24 protein-coding genes and 1 tRNA gene are annotated in these 25,679 nt (G+C 70.5%); 19 read left to right on the top strand and 6 right to left on the bottom strand.

Annotated features, from left to right (window positions below; genetic code table 11):
• Positions 1-21: 21 nt before the first annotated feature.
• Entirely contained in the window at positions 22-861 is an 840-nt protein-coding gene (gene rsmA, locus ACBJ32_RS42395) for a 16S rRNA (adenine(1518)-N(6)/adenine(1519)-N(6))-dimethyltransferase RsmA (RefSeq protein ID WP_375131663.1), read from the top strand.
• Positions 862-1,032: 171 nt separating this feature from the next.
• On the opposite strand, the gene ACBJ32_RS42390 is transcribed toward rsmA, so the two are convergent.
• On the bottom strand, positions 1,033-1,764 hold the full coding sequence (locus tag ACBJ32_RS42390) for an SDR family NAD(P)-dependent oxidoreductase (RefSeq protein WP_375131582.1): 732 nt from the start codon (positions 1,762-1,764) through the stop codon (positions 1,033-1,035).
• A gap of 100 nt (positions 1,765-1,864) precedes the next feature.
• On the opposite strand from ACBJ32_RS42390, the gene ACBJ32_RS42385 reads away from it, so the two are divergent.
• The 3 genes from ACBJ32_RS42385 (at position 1,865) to ACBJ32_RS42375 (ending at position 5,548) form a co-directional block, all read left to right on the top strand.
• Positions 1,865-2,590: a TetR/AcrR family transcriptional regulator gene (locus ACBJ32_RS42385; RefSeq protein WP_375131581.1), complete on the top strand. Its 726-nt coding sequence runs from the start codon at positions 1,865-1,867 to the stop codon at positions 2,588-2,590.
• 156 nt (positions 2,591-2,746) lie between these two features.
• Positions 2,747-3,649 carry a 4-(cytidine 5'-diphospho)-2-C-methyl-D-erythritol kinase gene (locus tag ACBJ32_RS42380; protein WP_357876658.1) on the top strand — a complete coding sequence of 301 codons (903 nt, stop codon included), beginning with the start codon at positions 2,747-2,749 and terminating at the stop codon, positions 3,647-3,649.
• A gap of 78 nt (positions 3,650-3,727) precedes the next feature.
• A complete protein-coding gene (locus ACBJ32_RS42375) occupies positions 3,728-5,548 on the top strand; it encodes an ABC-F family ATP-binding cassette domain-containing protein (RefSeq protein WP_375131580.1) in 1,821 nt (606 codons plus the stop codon).
• Between the two features lie 58 nt (positions 5,549-5,606).
• Here ACBJ32_RS42375 and ACBJ32_RS42370 read toward each other — a convergent pair whose 3' ends face one another.
• A complete protein-coding gene (locus ACBJ32_RS42370) occupies positions 5,607-6,113 on the bottom strand; it encodes a MarR family transcriptional regulator (RefSeq protein ID WP_357876662.1) in 507 nt (168 codons plus the stop codon).
• 57 nt (positions 6,114-6,170) lie between these two features.
• Between ACBJ32_RS42370 and ACBJ32_RS42365 the strand changes: the two genes are divergently transcribed.
• From ACBJ32_RS42365 to ACBJ32_RS42350, 4 genes are read left to right on the top strand one after another with little or no spacing between them, the layout of a single operon-like run.
• The gene (locus ACBJ32_RS42365; protein WP_375131579.1) at positions 6,171-6,941 is read left to right on the top strand and encodes a trans-aconitate 2-methyltransferase; all 771 of its coding nucleotides are present in this window, start codon (positions 6,171-6,173) and stop codon (positions 6,939-6,941) included.
• A complete protein-coding gene (locus tag ACBJ32_RS42360; RefSeq protein WP_357876666.1) occupies positions 6,938-7,288 on the top strand; it encodes a glyoxalase in 351 nt (116 codons plus the stop codon). Before ACBJ32_RS42365 ends, ACBJ32_RS42360 begins: the two co-directional genes overlap by 4 nt.
• 52 nt (positions 7,289-7,340) lie before the next feature.
• The gene (locus ACBJ32_RS42355; RefSeq protein ID WP_375131578.1) at positions 7,341-8,819 is read left to right on the top strand and encodes a CHAD domain-containing protein; all 1,479 of its coding nucleotides are present in this window, start codon (positions 7,341-7,343) and stop codon (positions 8,817-8,819) included.
• On the top strand, positions 8,816-9,988 hold the full coding sequence (locus ACBJ32_RS42350; RefSeq protein WP_375131577.1) for a cytochrome P450: 1,173 nt from the start codon (positions 8,816-8,818) through the stop codon (positions 9,986-9,988). The genes ACBJ32_RS42355 and ACBJ32_RS42350 overlap by 4 nt, the downstream gene beginning before the upstream one ends.
• Positions 9,989-9,991: 3 nt before the next feature.
• On the opposite strand, the gene ACBJ32_RS42345 is transcribed toward ACBJ32_RS42350, so the two are convergent.
• The 4 genes from ACBJ32_RS42345 to ACBJ32_RS42330 form a co-directional block, all read right to left on the bottom strand.
• A complete protein-coding gene (locus tag ACBJ32_RS42345) occupies positions 9,992-10,834 on the bottom strand; it encodes an NUDIX domain-containing protein (RefSeq protein ID WP_375131576.1) in 843 nt (280 codons plus the stop codon).
• Positions 10,827-12,887, bottom strand: coding sequence for an RNA degradosome polyphosphate kinase (locus ACBJ32_RS42340; RefSeq protein ID WP_375131575.1), 2,061 nt, complete (start codon positions 12,885-12,887; stop codon positions 10,827-10,829). Before ACBJ32_RS42340 ends, ACBJ32_RS42345 begins: the two co-directional genes overlap by 8 nt.
• A gap of 118 nt (positions 12,888-13,005) precedes the next feature.
• Entirely contained in the window at positions 13,006-13,920 is a 915-nt protein-coding gene (locus ACBJ32_RS42335) for a TetR family transcriptional regulator (protein ID WP_375131574.1), read from the bottom strand.
• Positions 13,921-14,017: 97 nt separating this feature from the next.
• The gene (locus ACBJ32_RS42330) at positions 14,018-14,956 is read right to left on the bottom strand and encodes an acyl-CoA desaturase (RefSeq protein ID WP_375131573.1); all 939 of its coding nucleotides are present in this window, start codon (positions 14,954-14,956) and stop codon (positions 14,018-14,020) included.
• 265 nt (positions 14,957-15,221) lie between these two features.
• Between ACBJ32_RS42330 and ACBJ32_RS42325 the strand changes: the two genes are divergently transcribed.
• The 11 genes from ACBJ32_RS42325 to ACBJ32_RS42275 all read left to right on the top strand — a co-directional run bounded on the left by ACBJ32_RS42325 (position 15,222) and on the right by ACBJ32_RS42275 (position 25,659).
• Positions 15,222-15,293 (top strand) — tRNA-Gln (locus ACBJ32_RS42325).
• 147 nt (positions 15,294-15,440) lie between these two features.
• The gene (gene glmU, locus ACBJ32_RS42320; protein WP_375131572.1) at positions 15,441-16,889 is read left to right on the top strand and encodes a bifunctional UDP-N-acetylglucosamine diphosphorylase/glucosamine-1-phosphate N-acetyltransferase GlmU; all 1,449 of its coding nucleotides are present in this window, start codon (positions 15,441-15,443) and stop codon (positions 16,887-16,889) included.
• Positions 16,886-17,863: a ribose-phosphate diphosphokinase gene (locus tag ACBJ32_RS42315; RefSeq protein WP_357876682.1), complete on the top strand. Its 978-nt coding sequence runs from the start codon at positions 16,886-16,888 to the stop codon at positions 17,861-17,863. Before glmU ends, ACBJ32_RS42315 begins: the two co-directional genes overlap by 4 nt.
• Before the next feature lie 99 nt (positions 17,864-17,962).
• Entirely contained in the window at positions 17,963-18,595 is a 633-nt protein-coding gene (locus ACBJ32_RS42310) for a 50S ribosomal protein L25/general stress protein Ctc (protein WP_375131571.1), read from the top strand.
• A gap of 86 nt (positions 18,596-18,681) precedes the next feature.
• Entirely contained in the window at positions 18,682-19,266 is a 585-nt protein-coding gene (gene pth, locus ACBJ32_RS42305; RefSeq protein ID WP_375131570.1) for an aminoacyl-tRNA hydrolase, read from the top strand.
• A gap of 107 nt (positions 19,267-19,373) precedes the next feature.
• A complete protein-coding gene (locus ACBJ32_RS42300; RefSeq protein WP_357876688.1) occupies positions 19,374-20,831 on the top strand; it encodes a sugar transferase in 1,458 nt (485 codons plus the stop codon).
• On the top strand, positions 20,831-21,595 hold the full coding sequence (locus tag ACBJ32_RS42295; RefSeq protein ID WP_375131569.1) for a 3'(2'),5'-bisphosphate nucleotidase CysQ: 765 nt from the start codon (positions 20,831-20,833) through the stop codon (positions 21,593-21,595). The genes ACBJ32_RS42300 and ACBJ32_RS42295 overlap by 1 nt, the downstream gene beginning before the upstream one ends.
• Before the next feature lie 20 nt (positions 21,596-21,615).
• A complete protein-coding gene (gene cysD / locus ACBJ32_RS42290; protein WP_357876692.1) occupies positions 21,616-22,530 on the top strand; it encodes a sulfate adenylyltransferase subunit CysD in 915 nt (304 codons plus the stop codon).
• Positions 22,531-22,532: 2 nt separating this feature from the next.
• Entirely contained in the window at positions 22,533-23,795 is a 1,263-nt protein-coding gene (gene cysN / locus ACBJ32_RS42285; RefSeq protein ID WP_357876694.1) for a sulfate adenylyltransferase subunit CysN, read from the top strand.
• An 86-nt stretch (positions 23,796-23,881) separates the two neighbouring features.
• Complete coding sequence (locus tag ACBJ32_RS42280) at positions 23,882-24,778, top strand: sulfotransferase (RefSeq protein WP_375131568.1); 897 nt, start codon at positions 23,882-23,884, stop codon at positions 24,776-24,778.
• Positions 24,775-25,659, top strand: coding sequence for a glycosyltransferase family 2 protein (locus ACBJ32_RS42275; protein WP_375131567.1), 885 nt, complete (start codon positions 24,775-24,777; stop codon positions 25,657-25,659). The genes ACBJ32_RS42280 and ACBJ32_RS42275 overlap by 4 nt, the downstream gene beginning before the upstream one ends.
• Positions 25,660-25,679 lie beyond the last annotated feature (20 nt).

The raw sequence follows: 25,679 nt of genomic DNA, 5'->3' as shown, positions 1-25,679 counted from the left end.
ATGCGGGAGACTGGTTGGATGATGAGGCTGTTGGGCCCTGCAGAAATACGTATTTTGGCGAACAAGCTAGATCTACGTCCGACAAAAAAACTGGGCCAGAACTTCGTGATCGACGCAGGGACCGTCCGTCGCATCGTCCGCGTGGCCGACCTCTCGCCCGATGACGTGGTCATCGAGGTGGGTCCGGGCCTGGGCTCGCTCACGCTCGCGCTCCTGCCGGCGGCCGCGCACGTGGTCGCCGTCGAGATCGACCCGGTGCTGGCCGGGCAGCTCCCCATCACGGTGGCCGAGCGCGGGGCCGCCGACAGTCTCACGGTCGTCAACGCCGACGCCATGAAGGTCACGCTCGACGACCTCTCGGGTCACAGCCCTACGGCCCTGGTGGCCAACCTGCCGTACAACGTGGCCGTCCCGGTGGTGCTGCACCTCCTCGAGGTGTTGCCGTCGCTGCGCAAGGGCCTGGTGATGGTCCAGTCGGAGGTGGCCGACCGGCTGGCCGCCGGGCCGGGCTCGAAGGTGTACGGGGTGCCGTCGGTCAAGGCGGCCTGGTACGCCGACGTGCGCCGGGCGGGCCCCGTCGGCCGTACCGTCTTCTGGCCCGTCCCCAACGTCGACTCCGGCCTCGTCTCCCTGGCCCGCCGCGACCCGCCGGTCACGTCGGCGTCGCGGGAGGAGGTGTTCGAGGTGGTGGACGCGGCCTTCGCGCAGCGCCGCAAGACCCTGAGGGCGGCGCTCGCCTCCTGGGCCGGCACGCCCGCCGACGCCGAGCGTACGCTGCGGGCGGCCGGGGTGGACCCGTCGGCGCGAGGCGAGCAACTCGACGTCACGGCCTTCGCCCGCATCGCCGAGCTCAGACCCTGACCATACGGGGGAGCGGTCCCCGAGGCCGCAGCGCCCTGTGACGCGGCAGTCCCGCCGCGCGAGGTCCCGCCGCGCGAGGGCGGTGCGCGCGAGCGCCTGTCGCACAAGGGCGGCGCGGCACAAGGGCGGCGCGAGGGCGGTGGGGCGGGGGAGCCTCGCCCCGGGGATGCGTCACTCGAAGGCGCTGATGGTCACTTCGGGCCGGTCCCGCTTGGTGTAGAGGTCCCAGGCGGTGCCGGCGATCAGGTCGGGGTCGAGAGTCCTGATGCCCACGTCGCCGAACCGCTCCGGCCGGGAGAGCACGTGCGTGTGGATGTCACCCCGCTCGATCAGCCCGCCGATGATCAGGCTCCCGGCGTAGACGTCCTTCCCGGCCAGCGCCGCGTTGAGCGTCAGTGAGTAGTTGCGCAGCGCCGCCGAGGAGATCGCCAGGCTGCCGAGTGCGGGCATCGGCATGACGGAGCTGAGCCCGCCGGCGAACAGCAGCCCGCCCTCGCCCCTCTCGACCATGCCGGGCAGTACCCGGCCGACCAGGTCGACCGCCGGATACACCACCTCCATCGCCTCCCGCACGTCGGCCGAGGTGATGGAGGTGATGGGGGCGGGGGCGACGTCCAGGTCGGCGGCCCCGGGCCCGTAGTAGAGAACGTCGATCGCGCCGAACCGCTCGCCGATCGCGTCCAGCGCGGCCGCCGCCCGGTCGCGGTCGCGCACGTCGGCGACGAACGCCGCCGCTTCCACCCCGGCCGCGGCCAGCGACGCCACATATCCGGCGTGGCGGGCGTCGCTGCGCGAGACGAGCGCCACGGCGTATCCCTCGCGTCCGAACCGGTGGGCGATGGACATGCCGAGCCCCGGCCCGGCTCCGATGACGACGGCGGTCTTGCGTGCTGCTGCGGACATGACGATGCCTTCCCTTCAACTAAATCGAGGGTTCCCTCAACTTGATGGGCCGACCGTACCACAAAACTTGAGGCAGCCCTCGATTTCGTATGATGGAGGAATGGCAGCCGGAACCAAGCCGCTGCGGTCGGATGCCGCGCGCAATCGCGACAAACTGCTGGTCGCCGCCACCCAGCTCTTCGCCGAGCGCGGCCTCGACGTGCCCCTGGAGCACGTCGCCCGCCGCGCCGGCGTCAGCATCGGCACCCTCTACAACCACTTCCCGACCCGCGAGGCACTCCTCGGGGCGGTCATGCCCCAGCGGCTGGCGGTCCTGGAGCGGATCACCGCGACCGCGCTGGCCGACCCCGACCCCTGGGCCGGGTTCGTCGGCTTCCTCGAGGGGCTGTTCGCGCTGCAGTCCGAGGACCACGGCCTGAACGAGGCCCTGACCCAGGGCTTCTCCCTGGCCAGCGACGTGAGCCAGGCCTGTCACCAGGGCTTCGTGGACGCCCAGCGGATCATCGAGCGCGCCAAGGCCGCCGGCCGGCTCCGCGCCGACTTCGGGCCTCAGGACCTGATCACCCTGATCTGGGCGATGTCCCAGGTCATCCGCGAGTCCATGGGCACCGCTCCGGGCGCGTGGCGCCGCTGCCTGGCGTTCTTCCTCGACGGCCTGCGCGCCGAGGCAGCGCACCCCCTGCCCGGCGAGGCAGCGCACCCCCCGACCGGCGAGGCCGCGCAGCCCGTGCCCGGCGAGCCCGCGCGCCGCCTGCCTGACGGGGCCGCGCACCCCGTGCCCGGGGAGGCCGTGCACCCCGTGCCCGGCGAGGCCGCCGCCCGCTAGCGGCGGCCCCGGCAAATACCCACCAACTTGACGCTCCGCGCCGGGGAGCGGCCGGGACATGCGGTTCATATTTCAAGAACCGCATGTCAGGCCGGCGGGCACGGATAACATCGAGTGTCCTTGACCCCGGCAAGCGATGAGAGTGGCAGAAGATCGATGAGTTCGGTGACCGTACGTGTGCCCGCGAAGGTCAACGTGCAGCTTTCTGTCGGCCCGCTCAGGGAAGATGGTTACCACGACCTGGTCAACGTCTTCCACGCGGTATCGATCTTCGATGAGGTGGTGGCCAGGGAGTCCGAGTCGATCACCGTCCAGGTCAACGGCAAGTGGTCCGACCAGGTGCCCGTCGACGACACCAACCTCGCCATCCGGGCCGCCCGCGCCCTCGCCAAGCACGCGGGCCGCACCTACGGCGCCGACCTCGTCATCCAGAAGGACATCCCCGTGGCCGGCGGCATGGCGGGCGGCAGCGCCGACGCCGCGGGCGCGCTGGTGGCCTGCAACGAGCTGTGGGGCCTGGGGCTGCCGTTCGAGGACCTGATGGAGATCGCCGGAGACCTGGGCAGCGACGTCCCGTTCTCGCTGATCGGCGGCACGGCCGTCGGCACGGGGCGCGGCGAGCAGCTCAGCGAGCTGCCCACCGGGGGCACGTTCCACTGGGTGTTCGCGCTGGCGAACGGCGGGCTCTCGACGGCCAGCGTGTACGCGGAATGCGACCGGCTCAGGGAGGCCTCCGGCGCCCAGGTGCCCTGGCCCCAGCTCAACGACTCGCTGATGGAGGCCCTCGGCACCGGCGACGCGTACGCCCTCGGCTCCAACCTCAGCAACGACCTCCAGGCCGCCGCGCTCAACCTCCGCCCCGAGCTCGCGCCGACCCTCGACGCGGGCCGCCAGCACGGAGCGCTCGGCGCGATCGTCTCCGGATCCGGTCCCACCTGCGCCTTCCTGGCCATCGACGCCACCCACGCCCGCGACCTGGCGCAGAGCCTGACCGCGACGGGCGCGGCCCACACCGCCGTGGCCGCCCACGGCCCCGTCCAGGGCGCCGTCCTGGTCTGACCGGAGCGACCGGCGCCTGCTCGTTCCGTCCGAAGGACGGCGGGGAGGCCCGTGGGAAGCCGATACCCTGGGTAGGCCATGAATCTGGTCAATCTTGAGTCTGTCTCCCACGCCTACGGCCCCAAGCCGCTCCTCAGCGACGTCTCGCTCGGGGTGGAGGCCGGCGAGCGCATCGGCGTCGTCGGGCGCAACGGGGGCGGCAAGACGACGTTGCTGTCCGTGCTGGCGGGCACCGTGCGCCCCGACAGCGGTCGTGTCACGCACAACCGCGGCCTGCGCGTCGGCTTCCTGTCGCAGCAGGACACTCTGGACCCCGGCGCCACCGTGAGCGAGATCGTCCTCGGCGGCCTGGCCGAGCACGAGTGGGCGGGTGACCAGCGCGTACGCGAGATCCTCGCGAACCTGATCGGCGACCTCGACCTCGGCTCCAGGGCCGGCGACCTGTCGGGCGGCGAGCGCAGGCGCACGGCGCTGGCGAAGCTGATGATCGACGACCACGACCTGATCATGCTCGACGAGCCCACCAACCACCTCGACATCGAGGCCATCGCGTGGCTGGCCGGGCACCTGGCGGGCAGCAAGAGCGCGCTGGTGGTGGTGACCCACGACCGGTGGTTCCTCGACGCCGTCTCCACCCGCACCTGGGAGGTCGTGGACGGGCGGGTCGAGCGCTACGAGGGCGGCTACGCGGCGTACGTGCTGGCCAAGGCCGAGCGGGCGCGCATCGCGCAGGCCGCCGAGGAGCGCCGCCAGAACCTCATGCGCAAGGAGATCGCCTGGCTGCGGCGGGGCCCGCCCGCCCGCACGTCCAAGCCGAAGTTCCGGATCGAGGCCGCCCAGGCCCTGATCGCGAACGAGCCGCCGCCTCGCGAGGCCGTCGAGCTGATGCGCTTCGCCGCCGCCCGCCTCGGCAAGACCGTCTACGACCTCGAGGACGTCACCCTCCACGCGGGCGGCCCCGGCACGGGCCCGCTGGTGCTCGACCACCTGACGTGGCAGTTCGGCCCGGGCGACCGGATCGGGCTGATCGGGGTGAACGGGTCGGGCAAGTCGTCGGTGCTGCGGCTGCTCGCCGACACGATCAAGCCCGATTCCGGCCGGGTGGTCAGGGGCAAGACCGTGCGCCTGGCGCACCTGTCCCAGGAGCTCGCCGAGCTCGACCCGGCCCGGCGCGTGCTGGAGTCGGTGGAGGAGGTACGCAAGTACCTCCAGCTCGGCAAGCGGGAGTGGACCGCCTCCCAGCTCCTGGAACGCCTGGGCTTCCGCGGCGACGCGCAGTGGAAGGTGATCGGCGACCTGTCGGGCGGTGAGCGGCGGCGGTTGCAGCTCCTCCGGCTGCTCATGGACGACCCCAACGTCCTGCTGCTCGACGAGCCCACCAACGACCTCGACATCGAGACGCTCAACGAGCTGGAGGACCTGCTCGACGGCTGGCCGGGCACGCTGATCCTGGTCAGCCACGACCGCTACTTCCTGGAGCGGGTCACCGACCGGTGCGTGGCGCTCCTGGGTGACGGCAAGCTGTCGTTCCTTCCCGGCGGGGTGGACGAGTACCTCGAACGCCGCGCCGCGGGCACGGCGGTGACCGCCCGGCTCGGCGCCGGCGCCCCGGCGCCCGCGGCGGAGGCCGGCGTGCCGGCCGCTCCCTCGGGTGCGGCGGCCGAGCAGGGCGGGCTGTCCGCCAAGGAGGAACGCGAGCTGCGCAAGGAGCTCAACCGCCTGGAGCGCCAGCTCGACAAGCTCAGCGACCAGGAGTCCCGCCTGCACGCCGCCATGGCCGACGCGGCCAGCGACTACGCCAAGCTCGGCTCGCTGGACGCCCAGCTACGCGAGATCACCGCCCAGAAGGACACGGTCGAGGCCGAGTGGCTGGAGGTGGCCGACCGCCTGGGCGACTGACGCCACGCCCGGGCGGCGCGCCGGAGGGCGGGCGGGATCCGGGAGGGGCGGGCGGGGGTCAGAGCGGGGAGTCGAAGGGCGTGAGGAGGGTGCGGAGCAGCGACGCGAGAGCGCGCTGATCCGCCGCCCCCAGCCCCGACAGCAACTCCCGCTCCCGCCGCAGCAGGTCGTCGAAGGCGGCGTCCACCCGGGCCAGCCCCGTGTCCGTCAGCGACACCAGCACCCCGCGCCGATCCTCGGGATCGGGCCGCCGCCGCACCAGCCCGGCCTGGGCGAGCCGGTCGATGCGGTTGGTCATCGTGCCGGAGGTCACCAGCGTGGCCCGCAGCAGGGCTCCGGGGCTGAGCTCGTAGGGCTTGCCGGCCCGCCGCAGGGCGGTGAGCACGTCGAACTCCCATGGCTCCAGATCGTGTTCGGCGAACGCCGCCCGCCGCGCACGGTCGAGATGCTTGGCGAGTCGTGACACTCTAGAGAGCACGTGGAGCGGCTCGACGTCAAGGTCGGGGCGCTCCGCTCGCCAAGCCGCGACGAGGCGATCGACCTCGTCTCTAGCATCCTCCGTCATGACACACAAGTGTACTGTCTTGACATCGAGATATCTCTCTCGATATCAATTATCTCTATGTCAAGAGATATTTGGGACCCTGTCACGTACGCGGTCTACGCGGACGAGCGGTCACGGCCGTTCATCGAGCTGATCTCCCGGGTCGGCGCCGTCGAGCCCGACTACGTCGTGGACGCCGGCTGCGGCAGCGGCGAGCTCACCGTGGAGCTGATCAGCCGCTGGCCCAACGCGACCGTGGAGGGCTTCGACTCCTCGCCGGCGATGATCACCAAGGCCCGCAAGCTCGGGTCGCCGGTCAGGTTCGCGGTGGCCGACGTCGCCATGTGGCGCCCCGACCGGCCCATGGACGTGATCGTCTCCAACGCCGTCCTGCAGTGGGTGCCCGCGCACCGCGACGTGCTGGAGCACTGGGTCGAGGAGCTGGCCCCCGGCGGCTGGCTGGCCTTCCAGGTGCCGGGGAACTTCGACGCCCCGAGCCACGTCGCGATCCGCGAGCTGTGCTCCTCCCGCGCCTGGTCCGACAGGCTCGGCGACCTCGCCAGGGGCATGCCCGTCGGCGAGCCGCTGGAGTACGTCGACCTGCTCAACCAGGGCGGCTCCCAGGTGGACGCGTGGGAGACGACGTACGTGCACGTCCTGCACGGCGAGAACCCCGTGCTCGAGTGGGTCTCCGGCACCGCCCTGCGCCCCGTCTTCGACCGCCTCGACCCCGACGAGCAGCGGCGCTTCAAGCAGGACCTCGCCAAGCCGCTCGCCGAGGCCTACCCGGCCAGGAGCTACGGCACGCCGTTCCCGTTCAGGAGGATCTTCGTGGTGGCGCAGAAGTGACGATCAAGGGACTGCATCACGTGCAGCTCGCCGCGCCCGAGGGCAGCGAGCCGGCCTTACGCGAGTTCTACGCGGGCGTGCTGGGCCTGCGCGAGGTGCCCAAGCCCGCCGGGCTGGCCGCCCGCGGAGGTGTCTGGTTCAGGGGCGAAGGGGTGGAGATCCACCTCGGCATCGAGGAGGGCTTCAGGCCCGCGCGCAAGGCCCACCCCGCCCTCCTGGTGGACGATCTCGACGCGTACGCGGAGAAAATGCCCGATGCGCGGGAAGACGCCCTGTTCCCGGGGTACCGACGCATCTATGTTTCTGACCCGGTGGGCAACAGAATCGAACTCCTGCAACCCGTGTGATGTTCACCTTGCGGTGGCATCATGGTCCGAAATCGGACACTTGTGAGGTGTAGTGGGCATCGAGATCGAGGACAAGTTCGACGTCCCTCCGGAATTTGAGATCCCCGACCTCGGTGGTCTCGCGGACGTCGCCGGCCCCAAGAGCTACCAGCTGGTGGCTCTCTACTTCGACACCCCCGACCTGCGGCTGGCCGCGCGCGGTGTCACGCTGAGGCGAAGGCGGGGCGGCGCCGATGCCGGCTGGCACCTGAAGCTGCCCAAGGCCAAGGGCGTGCGCCAGGAGATCACCCACCCGCTCACCCGCAGCACCAAGCTCGTCCCCCAGGAGCTGGCCGAGCTCGTGCGCGCCTACACCCGCGGCGCCGAGCTGAAGGTGGTCGCCGAGCTGGAGACCCGCAGAAGCGTCACCATCCTGAAGGACGGCGAGACCGGGCTGGTCGAGATCGCCGACGACCGCGTCAAGGGCACCGTGTACGGCGCCGAGCCCAAGATCGTACGCTGGCGCGAGGTCGAGGCGGAGCTGCTCGAAGGCGGTACCCGGCAACTGCTGGCCAAGGTCGGCAAGCGGCTCAGGAAGGCCGGCGCGAGCGCCTCGGAGTCCACTAGCAAGCTCGCGAAACTCCTCGAACCCGCCCCCCTCCCCACGGCCCCCACGGAACCGGGCAGCGCCGGTGAGATCGTCATCGGCTACCTGGCGGGCCAGGTCAAGGCCCTGCTCTCCCAGGACCCGCGCGTGCGCCGGGCCGATGAGGACGCCGTCCACCAGATGCGCGTGGCCGCCAGGAGGCTGCGCAGCGCGCTCAAGGCGTTCAAGACCGTCGTGACGGACACCGGCGAGGTGCAGGAGGAGCTGCGCTGGCTCGGCACCGTGCTCGGCGAGGCCCGCGACCTGGAGGTGATCAGGGCCAGGTTCACCGAGGCGCTCGCCGGCCTGGCACCGGAGCTGGTCACGGGCCCGATCCAGGCTCGGCTCGGCTCGGACCTGCACAAACGCGAAGAAGAGGCGTACGAGCGGATCAAGGAGGCGCTCAGCGGCGACCGTTACTACGTGCTGCTCGACTCGCTCGACCGGCTCGTCGCCGCTCCGGCGCTGGGCAAGGCGGCGGCCAGGCCGGCGCAGACGGAGCTGCGCAGTGTCGCCGCCGCCAACTGGAAGCGGGTCACCAAGCGCTACGACGAGGCCCAGGCCATCGAGGACCTGGAGCGCCGCGAGCTCGCCATGCACGACGTGCGCAAGGCGGCCAAACGCGCCCGCTACACCGCCGAGGCGCTCCAGCCGAGCCTGGGCGCCGACCTGGGCAAGCTCGCCAAGCTGGCCGAGAACGTCCAGGAGGTGCTCGGCACCTACCAGGACGGCGTGGTGGCGCAGGAGACGCTGGCCAAGGAGGCCGAGAGCGCCCGGCAGGCGGGCGAGGACACCTTCACGTACGGGCTGCTGATCGGGATCGAGCGCAACGCCGCCGAGCGGGCGCACGCCGAGTTCCCCCGGGTCTGGAAGGAGACCGTCAAAGCGGTTAGTAAGGTTCTATGAACCTTCCTACCATCCCCTTCGCGCGCAGCAGTCTGCTCGAGGTGCCCGAGGCGTACCGGGAACTGCGGGCGGCGAAGGGCATCGCGAAGGTACGCACTCCGGCGGGCGACGAGGTCTGGCTGGTCAGCGGGTACGAAGACGCCCGCGCCCTGTTCAACGACGGCCGGCTCGGACGCTCTCACCCGGACCCGGACAACGCGCCACGCCTGTCGGGGTCGCCGCTGCTCGGCGGCCCCCGCGGCGACGTGGCCACGGAGAAGGCCGAGCACGACCGCATGCGCAGGTTGTTCATGCCGGCCTTCTCCGCGCGCCGCATGAAGCGGCTCAGCGGGCACGTCGGCTCGCTGGTGGACGAGCGGCTGGAGCACCTCGCCAAGCTCACGCCGCCGGTGGATCTGCACGCCGAGCTGTCCTTCCCGCTCCCCGTGCTCGTCATCTGCCAGCTCCTGGGCGTCCCGTTCGAGGACAGGGAGTACTTCAGCGGCCTGTCGCACCGCATGGGCGACATGCGCGACCGGGAGCGGGCGCAGGCCGCCATGGACGAGATGAGCGCGTACACGGCGGGCCTGATCGAGCGCAAGCGGCGCGAGCCGGCCGAGGACGTCCTGTCGGACCTGGCCGGAGAGCTGGACGACGACGGGACGATCGCCGAGCTGGCCGGCTCGCTGCTGTTCGCCGGGCACGAGACGACCGTCAACCGCATCGACTTCGGCGTGCTGCTCCTGCTCGCCAACCCCGGCCAGCTCGGCCTGCTCAAGGCCGATCCGGGGCTGGCGCCGGGGGCGGTCGAGGAGATCCTGCGCCTGGCCTCGCCCAGCCTGCACGGCCTGGCCAGGTACGCGCACGAGGACATCGAGATCGGCGGCCTGACGATCCGCAAGGGAGAGGCCGTCGTGATCACACCCGGGGCGGCCAACCGGGACGAGCGGACCTATCCGGATCCGGACGCGTTCGACCTGCGCCGCCCGCTGACCGACCCGCACCTGAGCTTCGGGTACGGCCCCCGCTTCTGCATCGGCGCCGGCCTGGCCAGGGTCGAGCTGGAGGCGGTCTTCGGCCGGCTGTTCCAGCGCTTCCCCACGCTGCGCCTGGCCGTGCCGGAGCAGGAGCTGCCCCGCACCGAGGGGAGGATCGCCGACGGGTACGCCGAGCTGCCCGTCACCTGGTGAGGCTCAGGTCGGGTAGCGCTCGACGCTGACGACCCGCCCGCCGGCCCTGTGCAGCACCCCGAACGAGCCCTTGCGCAGGTGCACGTCCTTGCCGCTGAGGGCCTCGATCAGGCCGGGCAGCACCTTGCCGTGGCTGCACACGGCCGCGGGCGCGGAGAGGTTCCCGACCAGCGCGGGGGTCTTCTCCGGGTCCTGGCTCTCCTCGCTGAGCAGCGGCTCGACCCTGATCTCCGCCCCCGCCTCGGCCGCGTACGGCTCCAGCGTCTGCACGCAGCGGGCGCTGGGCGAGCTCAGCAGCAGCTCGGGCCGGTAGGCGGGCAGCGCGGTGGCCAGGTTCTCCGCCTGGGAGGCCCCGTCGGCGTCGAGAGGCCGGGCGTCGTCGTCGCCCTGCCACTCGTTCCTGGAGCCGGCCGAGCCGTGCCGGACGAGGAGGAGGGGCACCGTGCCGAGCGGCGCGGCGCCCAGCGCCCGCAGCAGCCCGGCGTCCCACTCGTACGTCAGCAGCCGCCTGGCCTGCGCCACGGGCAGCCAGCGCAGCTCGTCCACCTCCTCGCCGGGCTCGAACCCGCCGTCGGCGACGGCCCGGGCCACCCAGTAGTCGACCCGCTTGAGCCGGCCGGCGCTCATGTAGTGGACGGGCGGCAGCGCGCGGCCGAGCAGCACGGTCAGGCCGGTCTCCTCGCGGACCTCGCGCAGGCCCGCGGCGATCACGTGCTCCCCGGACTTCAGCTTGCCCTTGGGGAAGGTCCAGTCGTCATAGTTGGGGCGGTGGATGACGGCCACCTCGGGGCTGCTCTCGTCGCCCCTCCAGACCACGGCTCCGGCGGCGCGGAGCAGGTCAGTCATCAACGGTCCTCCATCGACGCGTACCGATGAGACGGCTCTGCATGTCCTCGCCCTGATGGCGGACCCACGTGCCGTCGGAGTTGAGCCACCACGTGGTCGTGGTCTCGGCCATGGCCTGGTCCATCAGGTCGATGAGGTAGGCCTTGTGCTGCTGGGAGGTCACCTTGACCAGGGCTTCGACGCGCCTGTCCAGGTTCCTGCGCATCAGGTCGGCGCTGCCGATCCACACCTCGGGACGCCTGCCCAGGCCGAACTCGTACACCCTGGAGTGCTCCAGGAACCGCCCCAGCACCGAACGCACGCGGATGTTCTCGGACAGGTCGGGGATGCCCGGCCGCAGGATGCAGATGCCGCGTACCCACAGGTCCACCGGGACGCCTGCCCTGGACGCGCGGTAGAGAGCGTCGATGATCGGCTCGTCCACCAGGGAGTTCGTCTTGATCCTGATCCGCGCGGGCCGCCCGGCCTGCTGGTGGGCGATCTCCCGCTCGATCCTGGCCACCAGCCCGCTGCGCATCGAGTGCGGCGCGACCAGCAGCCGCCGGTAGGCGGAGTGGTGGGAGTAGCCGGTCAGGTGGATGAACAGGTCCGTCACGTCCTCGCCGACCAGCGGGTCGGCCGTGAGCAGGCCGAAGTCCTCGTACTGGCGGGCGGTCTTGGGGTTGTAGTTGCCGGTGCCGATGTGGCAGTAGCGGCGCAGCTCGCCCGAGGGCTCCTGGCGGACGACGAGGGCGAGCTTGCAGTGGGTCTTCAGCCCGACCACGCCGTAGACGACGTGGCAGCCGGCCCGCTCCAGCTTGCGGGCCCAGGAGATGTTGGCGTGCTCGTCGAAGCGGGCCTTGATCTCGACGACCACCACCACCTGCTTGCCCGCCTCGGCCGCGTCGATGAGCGCGTTGACGATGGGGGAGTCGCCGCTGGTCCGGTAGAGGGTCTGCTTGATCGCCAGGACCCTCGGATCCTCGGCCGCCACCTCGATGAAGCGCTGCACGCTGGTGGCGAACGAGTCGTACGGGTGGTGCAGCAGGATGTCGCGCTCGCGCAGCGTCGAGAAGATGTCGTCCTCGGCGTTGATCACCTCGGCGGGCACGAACGGCCGGTAGCTCAGCTCGCCCCTGTCGAGGTCGGCGATGGCGTGCAGGCCGGTCAGGTCGAGCGGCCCCGGCAGCCGGTAGATCTCGTGCGGGGCCAGCTCCAGCTCCTCCACGAGCGGCGCCAGCACCTCGGGCGTGATCGTGTCCTCGACCTCCAGCCGCACGGGCGGCCCGAAGCGCCGCCTGAGCAGCTCCTTCTCCAGGGCCTGCATGAGGTTCTCCGTGACGTCCTCGTCCACGTCGAGATCCTCGTTCCTGGTCACGCGGAAGACGTGGTGCTGGAGGATCTCCATGCCCTTGAAGAGCTGCCCCAGATGGGCGGCGATGACGTCCTCGAGCGGCACGAACCGGTCCTTCGACGCCTGGACGAACCTGGGCAGCTGCGAAGGGACCTTGACCCGGGCGAACACGGTGTGCTCGGTCGCCGGGTTACGCACGAGGACCGCCAGATTCAGGCTGAGCCCGGAAATATACGGAAACGGGTGGGCGGGGTCCACGGCCAGCGGCGTCAGGACGGGCCTTATCCGCTCCCTGAACAGCTTGCGCAGCTCCGTACGCTCCTCGCGGCCCAGATCGTCCCACCGGACGATCTCGATGCCCTCGCTCGCGAGCTGCGGGCAGATCTGTCGGTGGAAGACCGCCGCGTGCCGCCGGGCCAGCTCGTCCGCGATCCCGGCGATCCGCACCAGCTCCTCGCGCGGCTTGAGCCCGCTCTTGGTGCGCAGCAGCAGGCCCGTGGCCATCCGCCGCTTGAGCCCGGCCACCCGGACCCGGAAGAACTCATCCAGGTTGCTGGCGAAGATGGCCAGGAAGCGCACCCGTTCGAGCAGCGGCAGCGAGGGGTCCTCGGCCAGTTCGAGCACGCGTAGGTTGAACTGGAGCCAGCTCTCTTCGCGGTTGAGAAAGCGCTCCTGTGGCAGGGGCAGGTCATTGGCAGGCTCGAACGGTTCCGCGGACATATGGCGTATATTGCCCCGTTTGGTTGAACAGAACGTTAACGTAGCCGCAACGGCTCACCCGTGAAGGTCAGCCCTGCTCAACCCAATCGTCACTCTCCGCGCCCATTCCGTTCAAGAGTCACTCGGGATGATCTACCTGTTCGAGACGGGCGGCGCGCTCGGCCAGGCGGGCTTCGCGCTGGCGGATCTTCTCCTCCCGCTCGCGGGCCTTCTCGGCCTCCTTCAGCAGCCGCTCGCGCTCCTTCAGCTCGCGTACGCGGGCCTTCTCGGCCTCCTTGAGCTCCTTCTGGCGGACCTTCTCCGCCTCCCTGAGCTCCTTCTCGCGAGCCTTCTCCAGCTCGCGCAGCTCCTTCTCGCTGGCGGGGCGCGGTTGCGGCGGCTTGGCCGCGCTCGTCAGAGCCCGGCTCGTGGCCGTGATCGTCGGGTTGGGGTTGAGCCCCGTCAGGCCGTTCCAGGCCAGGTTGACCAGGTGGGCGGCGACCTCCTCGCGGCCCGGCTTGCGCACGTCGAGCCACCACTGGCCGGTCAGGGCGACCATGCCGACCAGCATCTGGGCGTACATCGGGGCCAGCTTGGGGTCGTAGCCGCGGGCCGCGAACTCGTCGGCCAGAACGTCCTCGACCTGGCTGGCGATCTCGCTGATCAGGCTCGCGAACGTGCCGGTGCCCGAGGCGGCGTGGGAGTCGCGCACCAGGATGCGGAAGCCCTCGCTGCTCTCCTCGATGTAGCGGAGCAGGGCCAGCGCGGCCCGCTCCAGCTTGACCAGGGAGTGGGAGGCGGCGAGGGCCTCGGTGATCATGCCGAGCAGCTTCTGCATCTCGCGGTCGACGACGACCGCGTAGACGCCTTCCTTGCCGCCGAAATGCTCGTACACCACGGGCTTGGACACCTGTGCGGTCGCTGCGATCTCTTCGATAGAGGTCCCGTCGAACCCCTTCTCCGCGAAGAGGGTGCGGCTGATGCGGATCAGCTGCTCTCTTCGCTCGCTTCCGGACATGCGCCTGCGAGATCGGGGTTCGGTCACGGTTTCCATAATGACGGCCATGCCCGCACCGCCGCTCACCGGCTGAACGCCGCCGGCGAGCCGAGGGGCGTCGGAAAGCCGGGGGCCGTCGGCGAGCTGAGAGGCGCTAGGCAATGCGCTTCGCCGCCAGCCGCTCGGGCGTCGGCCAGCGCACGTCGTGCACCCATCCCAGCTTCTCGAAGATCCGGATCAGGCCGGCGCTCAGGTCGATCTGGCCCTTGAGCGCGCCGTGCCTGGCGCAGGTGGGGTCGGAGTGGTGCAGGTTGTGCCACGACTCGCCGAAGGACGGGATGGCCAGCCACCACACGTTGCGGGACTTGTCGCGGACCTGGAAGTCCTCCTCGCCGAAGACGTGGCAGATCGAGTTGATCGACCAGGTCACGTGGTGCAGCAGGCCGATGCGGACGAGCGAGCCCCAGAACAGCGCGGTCAGGCCGCCCTGCCAGGACCAGGTGAACAGCATGCCGAGCACGCCGGGCAGCAGGATCGAGGTGAGGGCGATGGGGCCGAACCACTTGTGCAGCTTCAGCACGTCCTGGTCCTTGCACAGGTCAGGGGCGTACTTCTCCCTGTTGGTGCGCTCGCTCTCGAACAGCCAGCCCATGTGGGCGTAGAGCAGGCCCTTGGCCATGTTCTTGAAGCCGGGGCCGAAGCGCCACGGCGAGTGCGGGTCGCCCTCCTTGTCGGAGAACTTGTGGTGCTTGCGGTGCGTGGCCACCCAGTCCAGCACGGACATCTCCAGGGACAGGCTGCCCGCGATGCCCATCGCGATCTTCAGGGGCCGCTTGGCCTTGAAGGAGCCGTGCGTGAAGTAGCGGTGCAGGCCGACGGTGACGCCCAGGCCGGAGACCACGTAGAAGACGAAGGCGATGGCGATGTCCGTCCAGCCGAGTCCCCATCCCCAGGCGAACGGCACGGCGGCCGCGATCGCGACCAGAGGCAGTCCGACGACCAGGCCGAAGGTGATCAGTTCGGACTTCGACTTCGGTTCGGCTTCGAAATCGGGCTTGGGGGCAGGTGCAGAGCGCTCGGCGACAACGGTCATCGGCGACCTCCAAGGGCATGTATGAGATTGAATGTCCGGGCTACGCAACCGTAACCTACGCAAGCGTAAGTAAGGAAGTCCTAAGGGCGGAATGGTGAGAAGCTGCTGCGAGCCGGGGCAAGGTGAGTGGGATTCGTGTCTTGCGTCTTTTCGGCCTGTCTGTTACCCGCGCGCAGGCAGGACATGCGTGAGGGGTAATACGGGCGCGCGTGCGGGTGCGGGGTCGGTATCGTAGAGGGGTGTCGGACATCACGTGTCCGATCTGTCCCGGATCGTCTAATCGGCAGGACAAGTGGTTTTGGTCCACTTTGTAGGGGTTCGAGTCCTCTTCCGGGAGCCTTGAAGACCTCCCCCAGAGAATGTTCTGGGGGCGGCCAGGTATCCTCACGGTGTCGGGAGGGTAGCGGTGCGGTTGACGTACCGAACGCCCTGAGTAGTTGACGTACCGAAGCCCGATCCGTCCAGTCACAGGGAGCCTCAGCCCGTGAGTGTGCCGCGCCCGGCAGCCGTGATCGTCCTCGCCGCCGGCGAGGGCACCCGGATGAAGAGCCAGACCCCGAAAGTCCTGCATGAGGTGTGCGGCCGCGCGCTGGTCGACCACATGCTCGCCGCCGCTCGCGACCTCGGTCCCGAGCAGCTCATCGTCGTCATCGGCCACGCGCTGGAGCGGGTCGGCGGCCACCTGGCCGCCACCAGCCCCGACGCCCGCGCCGTCGTGCAGCGGGAGCAGCGCGGCACCGGCCACGCCGTGCGCACCGTGATCGAGGAGGTCGGCACGATCTCCGGCACCGTCCTCGTCACGTACGGCGACGTGCCGCTCCTGCGTACCCAGACCCTCACCGACCTGCTCGAACGGCACGAGGCCGAGGGCAACGCGGTCACCGTGCTGACGGCCGAGGTGCCCGACCCGACCGGTTACGGCCGGATCATCCGCGACGAGGCCGGCGCCGTGCTGGAGATCGTCGAGGAGAAGGACGCCGGCGCCGAGCAGCGCGCCATCAAGGAGATGAACTCCGGCATCTACGCCTTCGACGGCCTGCTCCTGGCCGACGCCGTCAAGCGCGTGTCCACCGACAACGCCCAGGGCGAGGAGTACCTCACCGACGTCCTGGCCATCCTGCGCCGCGACGGCCACCGGGTGGGCGCCTGCGTGGCCGGCGACTTCGTCGAGGTCGAGGGCGTCAACGACCGCGTGCAGCTCGCCGCCGCCCGCAAGGTGCTCAACCAGCGCCTGCTGGAGCGGCACATGCGCGCCGGGGTCACGATCATCGACCCGGCCAGCACCTGGATCGACGTCGGCGTGCGCATCGGTCCCGACGCCGTCATCCACCCCGGCACCCAGCTCCACGGCGCCACCGTCATCGAGTCCGGAGCCGAGGTCGGGCCCGCCACCACGCTGACCGACACCCTCGTCGGCGAGGGCGCGGTGGTCCGCAACGCCGTCGCCGACCACGCCGAGATCGGCCCGGAGGCCAGCGTCGGGCCGTACGCCTACCTGCGCCCCGGCACCGTGCTCGGCCGCAAGTCCAAGGCAGGCACGTTCGTCGAGATGAAGAACACCAAGGTCGGCGAGCGCTCCAAGGTGCCGCACCTGACCTACGCCGGTGACGCCACGATCGGCCAGGACGTGAACATCGGCGCCTCCACCGTCTTCGTCAACTACGACGGGGTCAACAAGCACCACACCACCGTGCGCGACGGCGCGTTCGTCGGGTGCGACACCATGCTGGTCGCTCCCTTGACGGTCAACGAAGGCGCCTACACGGCGGCGGGTTCGACCATCACCGACGACGTCCCGCCGGGCGCGATGGGCGTGGCACGAGCGCGACAGCGCAACATCGAGAAATGGGTCTTGCGCAGGCGCGCGGGCACGAAGTCGGCCGCGCACGCGGAGCGGGCGCTGGCCGAGCAAGAGCAGGAGAATCAGCAGTGACCAGCATCAAGCAGCCCGGAGAGAAGAACCTCATGCTCTTCTCCGGGCGAGCCCACCCGGAGCTGGCCGCGGAGGTCGCCGAGCACGTCGGCGTCTCCCTCACCCCCACCAAGCTCATCGATTTCGCCAACGGTGAGATCTACGCCCGCTACCTGGAGTCCGTACGCGGCTGCGACGCCTTCGTCATCCAGAGCCACACCGGGCCCATCAACAAGTGGATCATGGAACAGCTCATCATGGTCGACGCGCTCAAGCGGGCCTCCGCCAAGCGCATCACCGTGGTCATGCCGTTCTACGGCTACGCCCGCCAGGACAAGAAGGGCCGCGGCCGCGAGCCCATAACGGCCAGGCTCATCGCCGACATGTTCAAGACCGCGGGTGCCGACCGGCTGATGTCGATCGACCTGCACACCTCCCAGATCCAGGGCTTCTTCGACGGCCCGGTGGACCACCTGTTCGCCATGCCGGTCCTGGAGAGCTACCTCAAGAACAAGCTCGACCTGGAGAACACCACCGTCGTCTCCCCCGACACCGGCCGCGTGCGGCTGTCGGAGCGCTGGGCCGACACGCTCGGCACGCCGCTGGCGTTCATCCACAAGCGCCGCGACCTCGACGTGGCCAACTCGGTGAAGGTCAGCGAGGTCGTCGGCAAGGTGCGGGGCCGCACCTGCGTGCTGATCGACGACATGATCGACACCGCGGGCACGATCTGCAAGGCCTCCGACGCCCTGTACGAGCAGGGCGCCACCAACGTCATCGTGGCCGCCACCCACGCGGTCTTCTCCGACCCGGCCGTCGACCGCCTCAAGAACTCCCGGATCTCCGAGGTCATCGTCACCAACACGCTGCCGCTGTCGCAGGCCGCCAGGTTCGACAAGCTCACCGTGCTGTCGATCGCGCCGCTCATCGCCCGCGCGATCACGGAGATCTTCCAGGACGGCTCCGTCACGAGCTTGTTCGAAGGCGACACCTGAGCCGATAGACTGTCGAGGTTGCGCTCGTAACGCCTTCCGCTAGGGCGGGTGAGGGTGAGCGCCGAAGACCATCCGACTACCGCATCCCTAGGAGATGTCGTGTCCGAAGTACGTATCGCCGCCGAGCCGCGCACCACGTTCGGCAAGGGCGCCGCTCGCAAGATCCGCCGCGCCGACAAGGTGCCCGCCGTCCTCTACGGGCACGGCATCGACCCCAAGCACCTGACCCTGCCGGGCCACGAGGTGCTGCTCGCCCTGCGCACCCCGAACGTGCTGATCCACCTCAAGGGTGACGGCGTCGACGAGCTCGCCCTGCCCAAGGGCGTGCAGCGCGACCCGATCAAGGGCTTCGTCGAGCACGTCGACCTGCTCCTGGTCAAGCGCGGCGAGAAGGTCACGGTCGAGATCCCGGTCACCACGGTCGGCGACGTCAACTCCGAGGGCCTGCTCGACCAGCAGCTCGTCTCCGTCGCCGTGGAGGCCGAGGCCACCCACATCCCGACGGGCGTCGAGGTCGACGTCGAGGGCCTGGAGATCGGCACGGTCGTCACCGCCGCCGACCTCAAGCTCCCGAAGGGCGCCACGCTGGTCGCCGACGCCGAGACCGTCATCCTCCAGGTCATCAACAAGCCGACCGAGGCTGTGGAGGAGACCGAGGCGGAGGTCGCCGAGGGCGAGAGCGCCGAGGCCGCCGCCGAGGGCGAGAGCGCGGAGGCTCCCGCCGCCGAGTAAGCGCGACGGGTTCATTCGTGAACGGGGCGGCCGGACTCGAGCCGTCCCGTTTCCGCATATGAGGGGTCGTACATGAGGGGCAGGGCATGGATCGCTGGCTGATCGCCGGACTGGGCAACCCGGGGGCCGAATACGCGGGCAACCGGCACAACGCGGGCTTCATGGTGCTCGACGAGCTGGCCGCCAGGGCGAGCGGGCGGTTCAAGGCGCACAGGAGCAGGGCCGAGGTGTGCGAGACGAGCGCCGCCATCCTGGCCAAGCCCCTGACCTACATGAACCTCTCCGGCGGGCCCGTCAAGGCGCTCTCCGACTTCTACAAGATCGGCCCCGAGCGGCTGATCGTCGTCCACGACGAGCTGGACGTGCCGTACGGCGCGCTGCGCGCCAAGCTCGGCGGCGGCGACAACGGCCACAACGGCCTCAAGTCGATCACCAAGGTCCTCGGCACCCGCGACTACCTGCGCGTCCGCTTCGGCATCGGGCGCCCGCCCGGCCGCATGGACCCGGCCTCCTTCGTGCTGCGCGACTTCGCCACCATGGAGCGCAAGGACCTGCCCTTCCTCGTGGACCGGGCGGCCGACGTGGTGGAGTCGCTGATGATCCGCGGCCTGGAAGTCACTCAGAACGATTTCCACCGGTCTGATCTGCACATTTCGGGCCCTCCTCGCTGATCACCGCATAGGGTCGTTCGCCAGTCTGCCGGTTCTCGCGCGGCTACTATCTGTGACTGTCCGTTCAGGGAGATCGTTCGTCACACAACACCTCCTGGAGGCAAGGCGTGCGCGGCCACGAGCTCTTGACCGTCGTCTGGTCTGGTCAAGGGGTCACATGGGGAAGCAGGCCGCGCACGCCCTCCTGGGTCCACTCCTACCGGCTCAGAGCCGTGCTGGGCGACCTGTGCGGGGCCTGGCTCGGGGCCGGGGCGGCGTTCACGGTCAGGTTCGGCGGGCTCACCCCGTACGTGCTGCCGTACCTGCTGGTCAGCCTGGCGCTGCCGCTGGTGTGGTGCTGCGCGGTGGCGCTCAGCCGCGCCTACGAGCCGCGCATGCTCGGCGTCGGCTCCGAGGAGTTCCGCCGGGTCGTCCAGGCCGGCATGGCGCTGACGGCGGGCACGGCCATCGGCTCCTACGTGACCAAGACCGACGTCGCCCGCGGCTACGTCGTGCTGGCCCTGCCGCTGGTCACGCTGCTCACGCTGATCTTCAGGCACGCCCTGCGCCGCTCGCTGTACCGCCGCAGGGCCGCGGGGGCGTGCATGCGCAAGGTCGTCGCCGTGGGCCACGCGGCCTCGATCGCCGAGCTGGTCCGCCTGTTCCGCAGGGAACGCCACCACGGCATGGACGTCGTGGCCGCCTGCCTGCCCGGCGGGCACGCCGGCGGGCGGCTGGAGGAGGTGCCCGTCGCGGGCGACCTCAGCGACGTGCCCCTCGCCGTCGAGCACTTCGACGCCGACACGGTGGCCGTGCTGGCCTGCCCCGAGATGGACGGCCAGGCGCTGCGCCGGCTGGCCTGGCGACTGGAGCGCAGCCACACCGAGCTCGTCGTGGCCCCCGCGCTGATGGACGTGGCGGGCCCGCGCACCACGATCAGGCCGGTGGCGGGCATGCCGCTGCTGCACGTCGAGCACCCCGAGCTGGCCGGGGCCAGGCAGCTCGTCAAGAACGTCTTCGACCGGCTGGTGGCCGCCGTCCTGCTGGTGCTGCTGTCGCCGCTGCTGGCGGGGCTGGCGGTGGCGGTGCGCTCGACCAGCCCGGGGCCCGCGCTGTTCCGCCAGACCAGGGTGGGCAGGGACGGGCGGCTGTTCACGATCCTGAAGTTCCGCACGATGCGGCGCGGCTCGGAGGAGCAGAAGATCACCCTGGTGAGCGACCGGGAGGGCGTGCTGTTCAAGATCCGCAACGATCCGCGGGTCACGCCGCTCGGCGCGCTGATGCGCAGGCACTCGCTGGACGAGCTGCCGCAACTCCTCAACGTCGTGCGCGGCCACATGTCGCTCGTCGGCCCCCGGCCGCCGCTGCCGGACGAGGTGGCACGCTACGGTGACGACGTGCGCAGACGACTCCTCGTACGCCCTGGGCTGACCGGGCTGTGGCAGGTCAGCGGTAGATCTGACCTATCGTGGGAGGAATCCGTGCGTCTCGACCTGCGTTACGTGGAGAACTGGTCCCTCACCCTGGACCTCCAGATCCTGTGGAAGACTTGGTCGGCCGTCGCCCGCGGGCAAGGAGCATATTGATGACGATTCGCGACGACCACGCCCTGGCCGCCGACCTGGCGACCGAGGCGGGCGAGAGGCTGTTGCGGGTCCGCGAGCGCGTGGGGTTCTCCGACTCCGCCGCGCTGCGGGCCGAAGGCGACAGATCCTCTCACGTCTACCTCATGGAGTCGCTGGCCAGGTTGCGGCCCAGCGACAGCGTGCTGTCGGAGGAGGCCACCCGCGAGGAGCGCCTCGACCCCCGGAGGTTGAAGGCCGAGCGGGTGTGGATCGTCGATCCCCTTGACGGCACCCGGGAGTTCTCCGAGGAGGGCAGGGCCGACTGGGCCGTGCACGTGGCGCTGTGGGAGCGCGGCAGGCTGGCCGCCGGGGCCGTGGCGCTGCCCGCGCAGGGGCGCACGCTGACGACCGCCGAGCCGCCCGAGCTGCCCTCCTTCGACAAGGGCCGCTTCCGCATCGCGGTGAGCCGCACCCGGCCGCCCGAGTTCGTGCAGAAGCTGGCCTACCTCGTCGGGGCCGACCTCGTGCCGATCGGCTCGGCCGGGGCCAAGATCTCGGCGGTGCTCACCGGCGAGGTGGAGGCGTACGTGCACGCCGGCGGCCAGTACGAGTGGGACTCCGCCGCGCCCGTCGCCGTCGCGCTGGCCGCCGGGGCCCACGCGAGCCGCATCGACGGCTCGGAGGCCACCTACAACCAAGCCGACCCCTCACTACCAGATATTCTGGTTTCCCTACCGGAGCTGGCGGCATCCCTGCTCGCCGGCATCCGGGACCTGCACCGCTAGAACCCGCCGGAGGGAGCTCCATGCTGCAGCGCGACTACACGACGTCGCAGCTCGACGTGCTCGAAGCAGAGGCCATTCACATCATGCGAGAAGTGGCTGCCGAGTTCGAGCGTCCCTGTCTGCTCTTCTCCGGAGGCAAGGACTCGATCGTCATGCTCCGCATCGCGGAGAAGGCGTTCTGGCCCGCCGCGATCCCGTTCCCGCTCATGCACGTGGACACGGGGCACAACTTCGACGAGGTCATCGAGTTCCGCGACCGCCGCTCCGCCGAGCTGGGCGCGCGGCTGATCGTCGCCAGCGTGCAGGACTCCATCGACCAGGGCCGCGTGGTCGAGGAGACAGGCCGGCGCGCCTCGCGCAACCGCCTGCAGACCACCACGCTGCTCGACGCGATCGAGGAGCACGAGTTCGACGCCGTCTTCGGCGGTGCCAGGCGCGACGAGGAGAAGGCCCGCGCCAAGGAGCGGGTGTTCTCCTTCCGCGACGACTTCGGGCAGTGGGACCCGAAGAACCAGCGCCCCGAGCTGTGGAGCCTGTACAACTCGCGCATCCGCAAGGGTGAGCACATCCGCGTCTTCCCGCTGTCCAACTGGACCGAGCTCGACGTCTGGGACTACATCAGGCGCGAGGGCATCGAGATCCCCTCCATCTACTTCGCCCACACCCGCAAGGTCTTCGAGCGCGACGGCATGCTGCTGCCCGACTCCGACGTCGTCCAGCGCGGCGACGACGAGCCGCTGTTCGAGGCCGTGGTGCGCTACCGCACCGTGGGCGACATGACCTGCACCGGCGCCGTGCAGTCCACGGCCGCCACGGTCGAGGAGATCATCGAGGAGATCGCGGCCACCCGGATCACCGAGCGCGGGGCCACCAGGGCCGACGACCGCTCCTCCGAGGCCGCGATGGAAGATCGCAAGCGAGAGGGCTACTTCTAACGATGGACATTCTGCGCTTTGCCACGGCGGGAAGCGTCGACGACGGCAAGTCCACCCTCATCGGACGGTTGCTCTTCGACTCCAAGGCGATCTTCGAGGACCAGCTCGAGGCCGTCGAGCGCACCTCGCGCGACCGCGGCACCGAGTACACCGACCTGTCGCTGCTGACCGACGGGCTGCGGGCCGAGCGGGAGCAGGGCATCACGATCGACGTGGCCTACCGCTACTTCGCGACCCCGCGCCGCAAGTTCATCATCGCCGACACGCCCGGGCACATCCAGTACACGCGCAACATGGTCACCGGCGCCTCCACCGCCGACCTGGCGATCGTGCTCATCGACGCCCGCAAGGGAGTGCTGGAGCAGTCGCGGCGGCACGCGTTCCTGACCTCGCTGCTGCGCGTCCCGCACCTGGTGCTGGCCGTCAACAAGATGGACCTGGTCGACTACTCCCAGGAGCGCTTCGAGGAGATCAAGGACGAGTTCACGGCGTTCGCGTCCAAGCTGAACATCGCCGACCTCACCTTCATCCCGATCTCCGCGCTCAACGGCGACAACGTGGTCTCCCGCTCGGAGAACATGCCGTGGTACCTCGGCACGTCCCTCCTGCACCACCTGGAGAACGTGCACATCGCCTCCGACCGCAACCTGACCGACGTGCGCTTCCCCGTGCAGTACGTCATCCGCCCGCAGCGGGCCACCGACCCGGCCTTCCACGACTACCGCGGCTACGCGGGCCAGGTGGCCGGCGGCGTGCTCAAGCCCGGTGACGAGGTGGTGCACCTGCCGTCGGGCCTGACCACGCGGATCGCCTCGATCGACACCTTCGACGGACCGGTCGAGGAGGCGTTCCCGCCCATGTCGGTGACGCTGCGGTTCGAGGACGACCTGGACGTCTCGCGTGGTGACATGATCGCCCGGCCCAACAACCAGCCGCAGGCGGCGCAGGAGCTGGAGGCGATGGTCTGCTGGATGGCCGACGGCGTCAAGCTCGGGCCGCGCTCCAAGCTGACGATCAAGCACACCACCCGTACGGCCCGCGCCCTCGTCCGCGACCTGCACTACCGGCTCGACGTCAACACCCTGCACCGGGACGAGGAGGCCACCTCGCTCGGCCTGAACGAGATCGGCAGGGTCTCGCTGCGCGTCACGCAGCCGCTGTTCGTGGACGACTACGCGCGTAACCGCGCCACCGGCGGCTTCATCCTCGTGGACGAGACCACGAACGCCACGGTCGGCGCCGGCATGGTCATCGACGCCAGGTAGATCTTTTGGGGTTCGGGTTACCGTCCCTTTACTCTCCGCAGTAGGGTCGTCGCGTTCCGTTGTCACGACGGGAAGGCCCTCCTCCGTTGACCGATCGCACGTCCGCCCAGGTGATCTACCTGGGCGGCCTCGGCCGTAGCGGCACCACGCTGCTCGAGAGGCTCCTTGGCGAGCTTCCCGGGGTGGTGCCGTTGGGCGAGGTGGTGCATCTGTGGGACCGGGGGGTTCTCGCGGAGGAGCTCTGCGGGTGCGGTTCGGCGTTCCCCGCCTGTCCGTTCTGGCGGCAGGTGGGGGAGCGTGCGTTCGGCGGCTGGCGATCCGAGCTGGCCGAGCGGATGGTCCTGTTGCGTGGCAGGATCGACCGCACCCGCAGGATCGCGCGGATCGCGCATCCGGATCTGGCCGAGTACGCGCGGGCGTACCGGCTGCTGTACGACGCGACCGGGGCACAGGTCGTGATCGACTCCAGCAAGCACGCGTCGCTGGCCTGCTGCCTGCTGGCGAGCGGCGTGGACGTACGCGTCGTGCACGTGGTCAGGGACCCGCGCGCGGTCGCGCACTCCTGGGGCCGGACCGTGCGCAGGCCCGAGGACGGGCGGCCGATGACCCGGTGGGGCCCGGTCCGCACCGCCCTCCACTGGTCGGCCCAGAACACCGCGCTGGAGCTGCTCCCGGGGCGCGGCGCCCGCGTGACCCGGGTCCGTTACGAGGACCTGCTCGCCGCGCCCGGCGAGACCCTGACGGCGCTGGCGCTGCGGCTCGGGCTGCCCGAGCCCGAGCTGCCGTTCCTCCAGGGCCGCACGGCCTGGCTGGGGCCCTCCCACACCGCTTCCGGCAACCCCATGCGCTTCCACGTGGGGCGGGTCGAGCTGCGGCGCGACGACTCCTGGCGCGCCGGCCTGCCCGACGCGCACCGGCGGGTCGTCAACGCCCTCACCTGGCCGCTCAGGGCCCGCTACGGCTACTGGGGGGTGGTGAGGTGAGCCCGTCGGTGGGCGTCGTCATCCCGACGCGCGGCGACCGGCCCTCGCTGCTCCGCCAGGCCGTGGACGCGGTGCTGCTGCAGGACTACCCGGGCGAGCTGCAGGTGGTCGTGGTGGCCGACGGCCGCTCTCCCCACGACGTGGCCGGCGTTCCGCGTCCCGTGCGCATCCTGCCCAACACGCTCACGCCTGGGCTGCCCGGCGCGCGCAACACCGGCATCGCCGCCTGCGGCACCGACCTGATCGCCTTCTGCGACGACGACGACGTGTGGCTGCCCGGCAAGCTCGCCGCGCAGGTGCGCGCCCTCGACGAGGCGGGCGGCGAGTTCGCCAGCTGCGCGATCGAGGTGGAGCACGGCGGGCGCCGCGTGACCCGCCTCGCGGGCGCCTCCTCCGTCAGCGCCGGCGACCTGGTGCGCTCGCGGATGATGATGGTGCACTCATCGACGTTCCTGTTCGCCCGAGGGCTGCTCTGGCCCGACGAGAGCGCGCCCGGCGGGCAGAACGAGGACTGGGATCTGGCCCTGCGCGCCGCCAAGCGGCGGCCACTCGTTCACGTGGACCGGCCGCTTGTGCTGGTGCGCTGGGCCGGTTCCCATTACGCGGTCCGGTGGACGGACCGGATAGCCGGGCTTGAGTGGATGCTCGCCCGGCACCCCGAGCTGGCCGTGGACCCGCGTGGTGCGGCGCGGGTCCGCGGTCAGCTCGCCTTCTGCCACGCCGCGCTGGGGCAGCGGCGCGCGGCCGTCCGCTGGGCGCTGCGCGCCCTCGCCGCCCGGCTCTGGGAGCCGCGCGTGCCGCTCGCGCTGGCGGTGGCGTCGGGTCTGGTCACCGCGCCCACCGTGCTGTCCGCCCTGCATGACCGGGGACACGGCATTTGACCCTGTCACCAGGCGATACA

The organism is Nonomuraea sp. GTA35 (assembly GCF_041950525.1).
In the GTDB taxonomy this organism is placed as follows: Bacteria; Actinomycetota; Actinomycetes; order Streptosporangiales; family Streptosporangiaceae; genus Nonomuraea.
The sequence above is the reverse complement of the archived record's forward strand: the minus strand, read 5'-3'. Positions and strand labels throughout refer to the sequence as shown.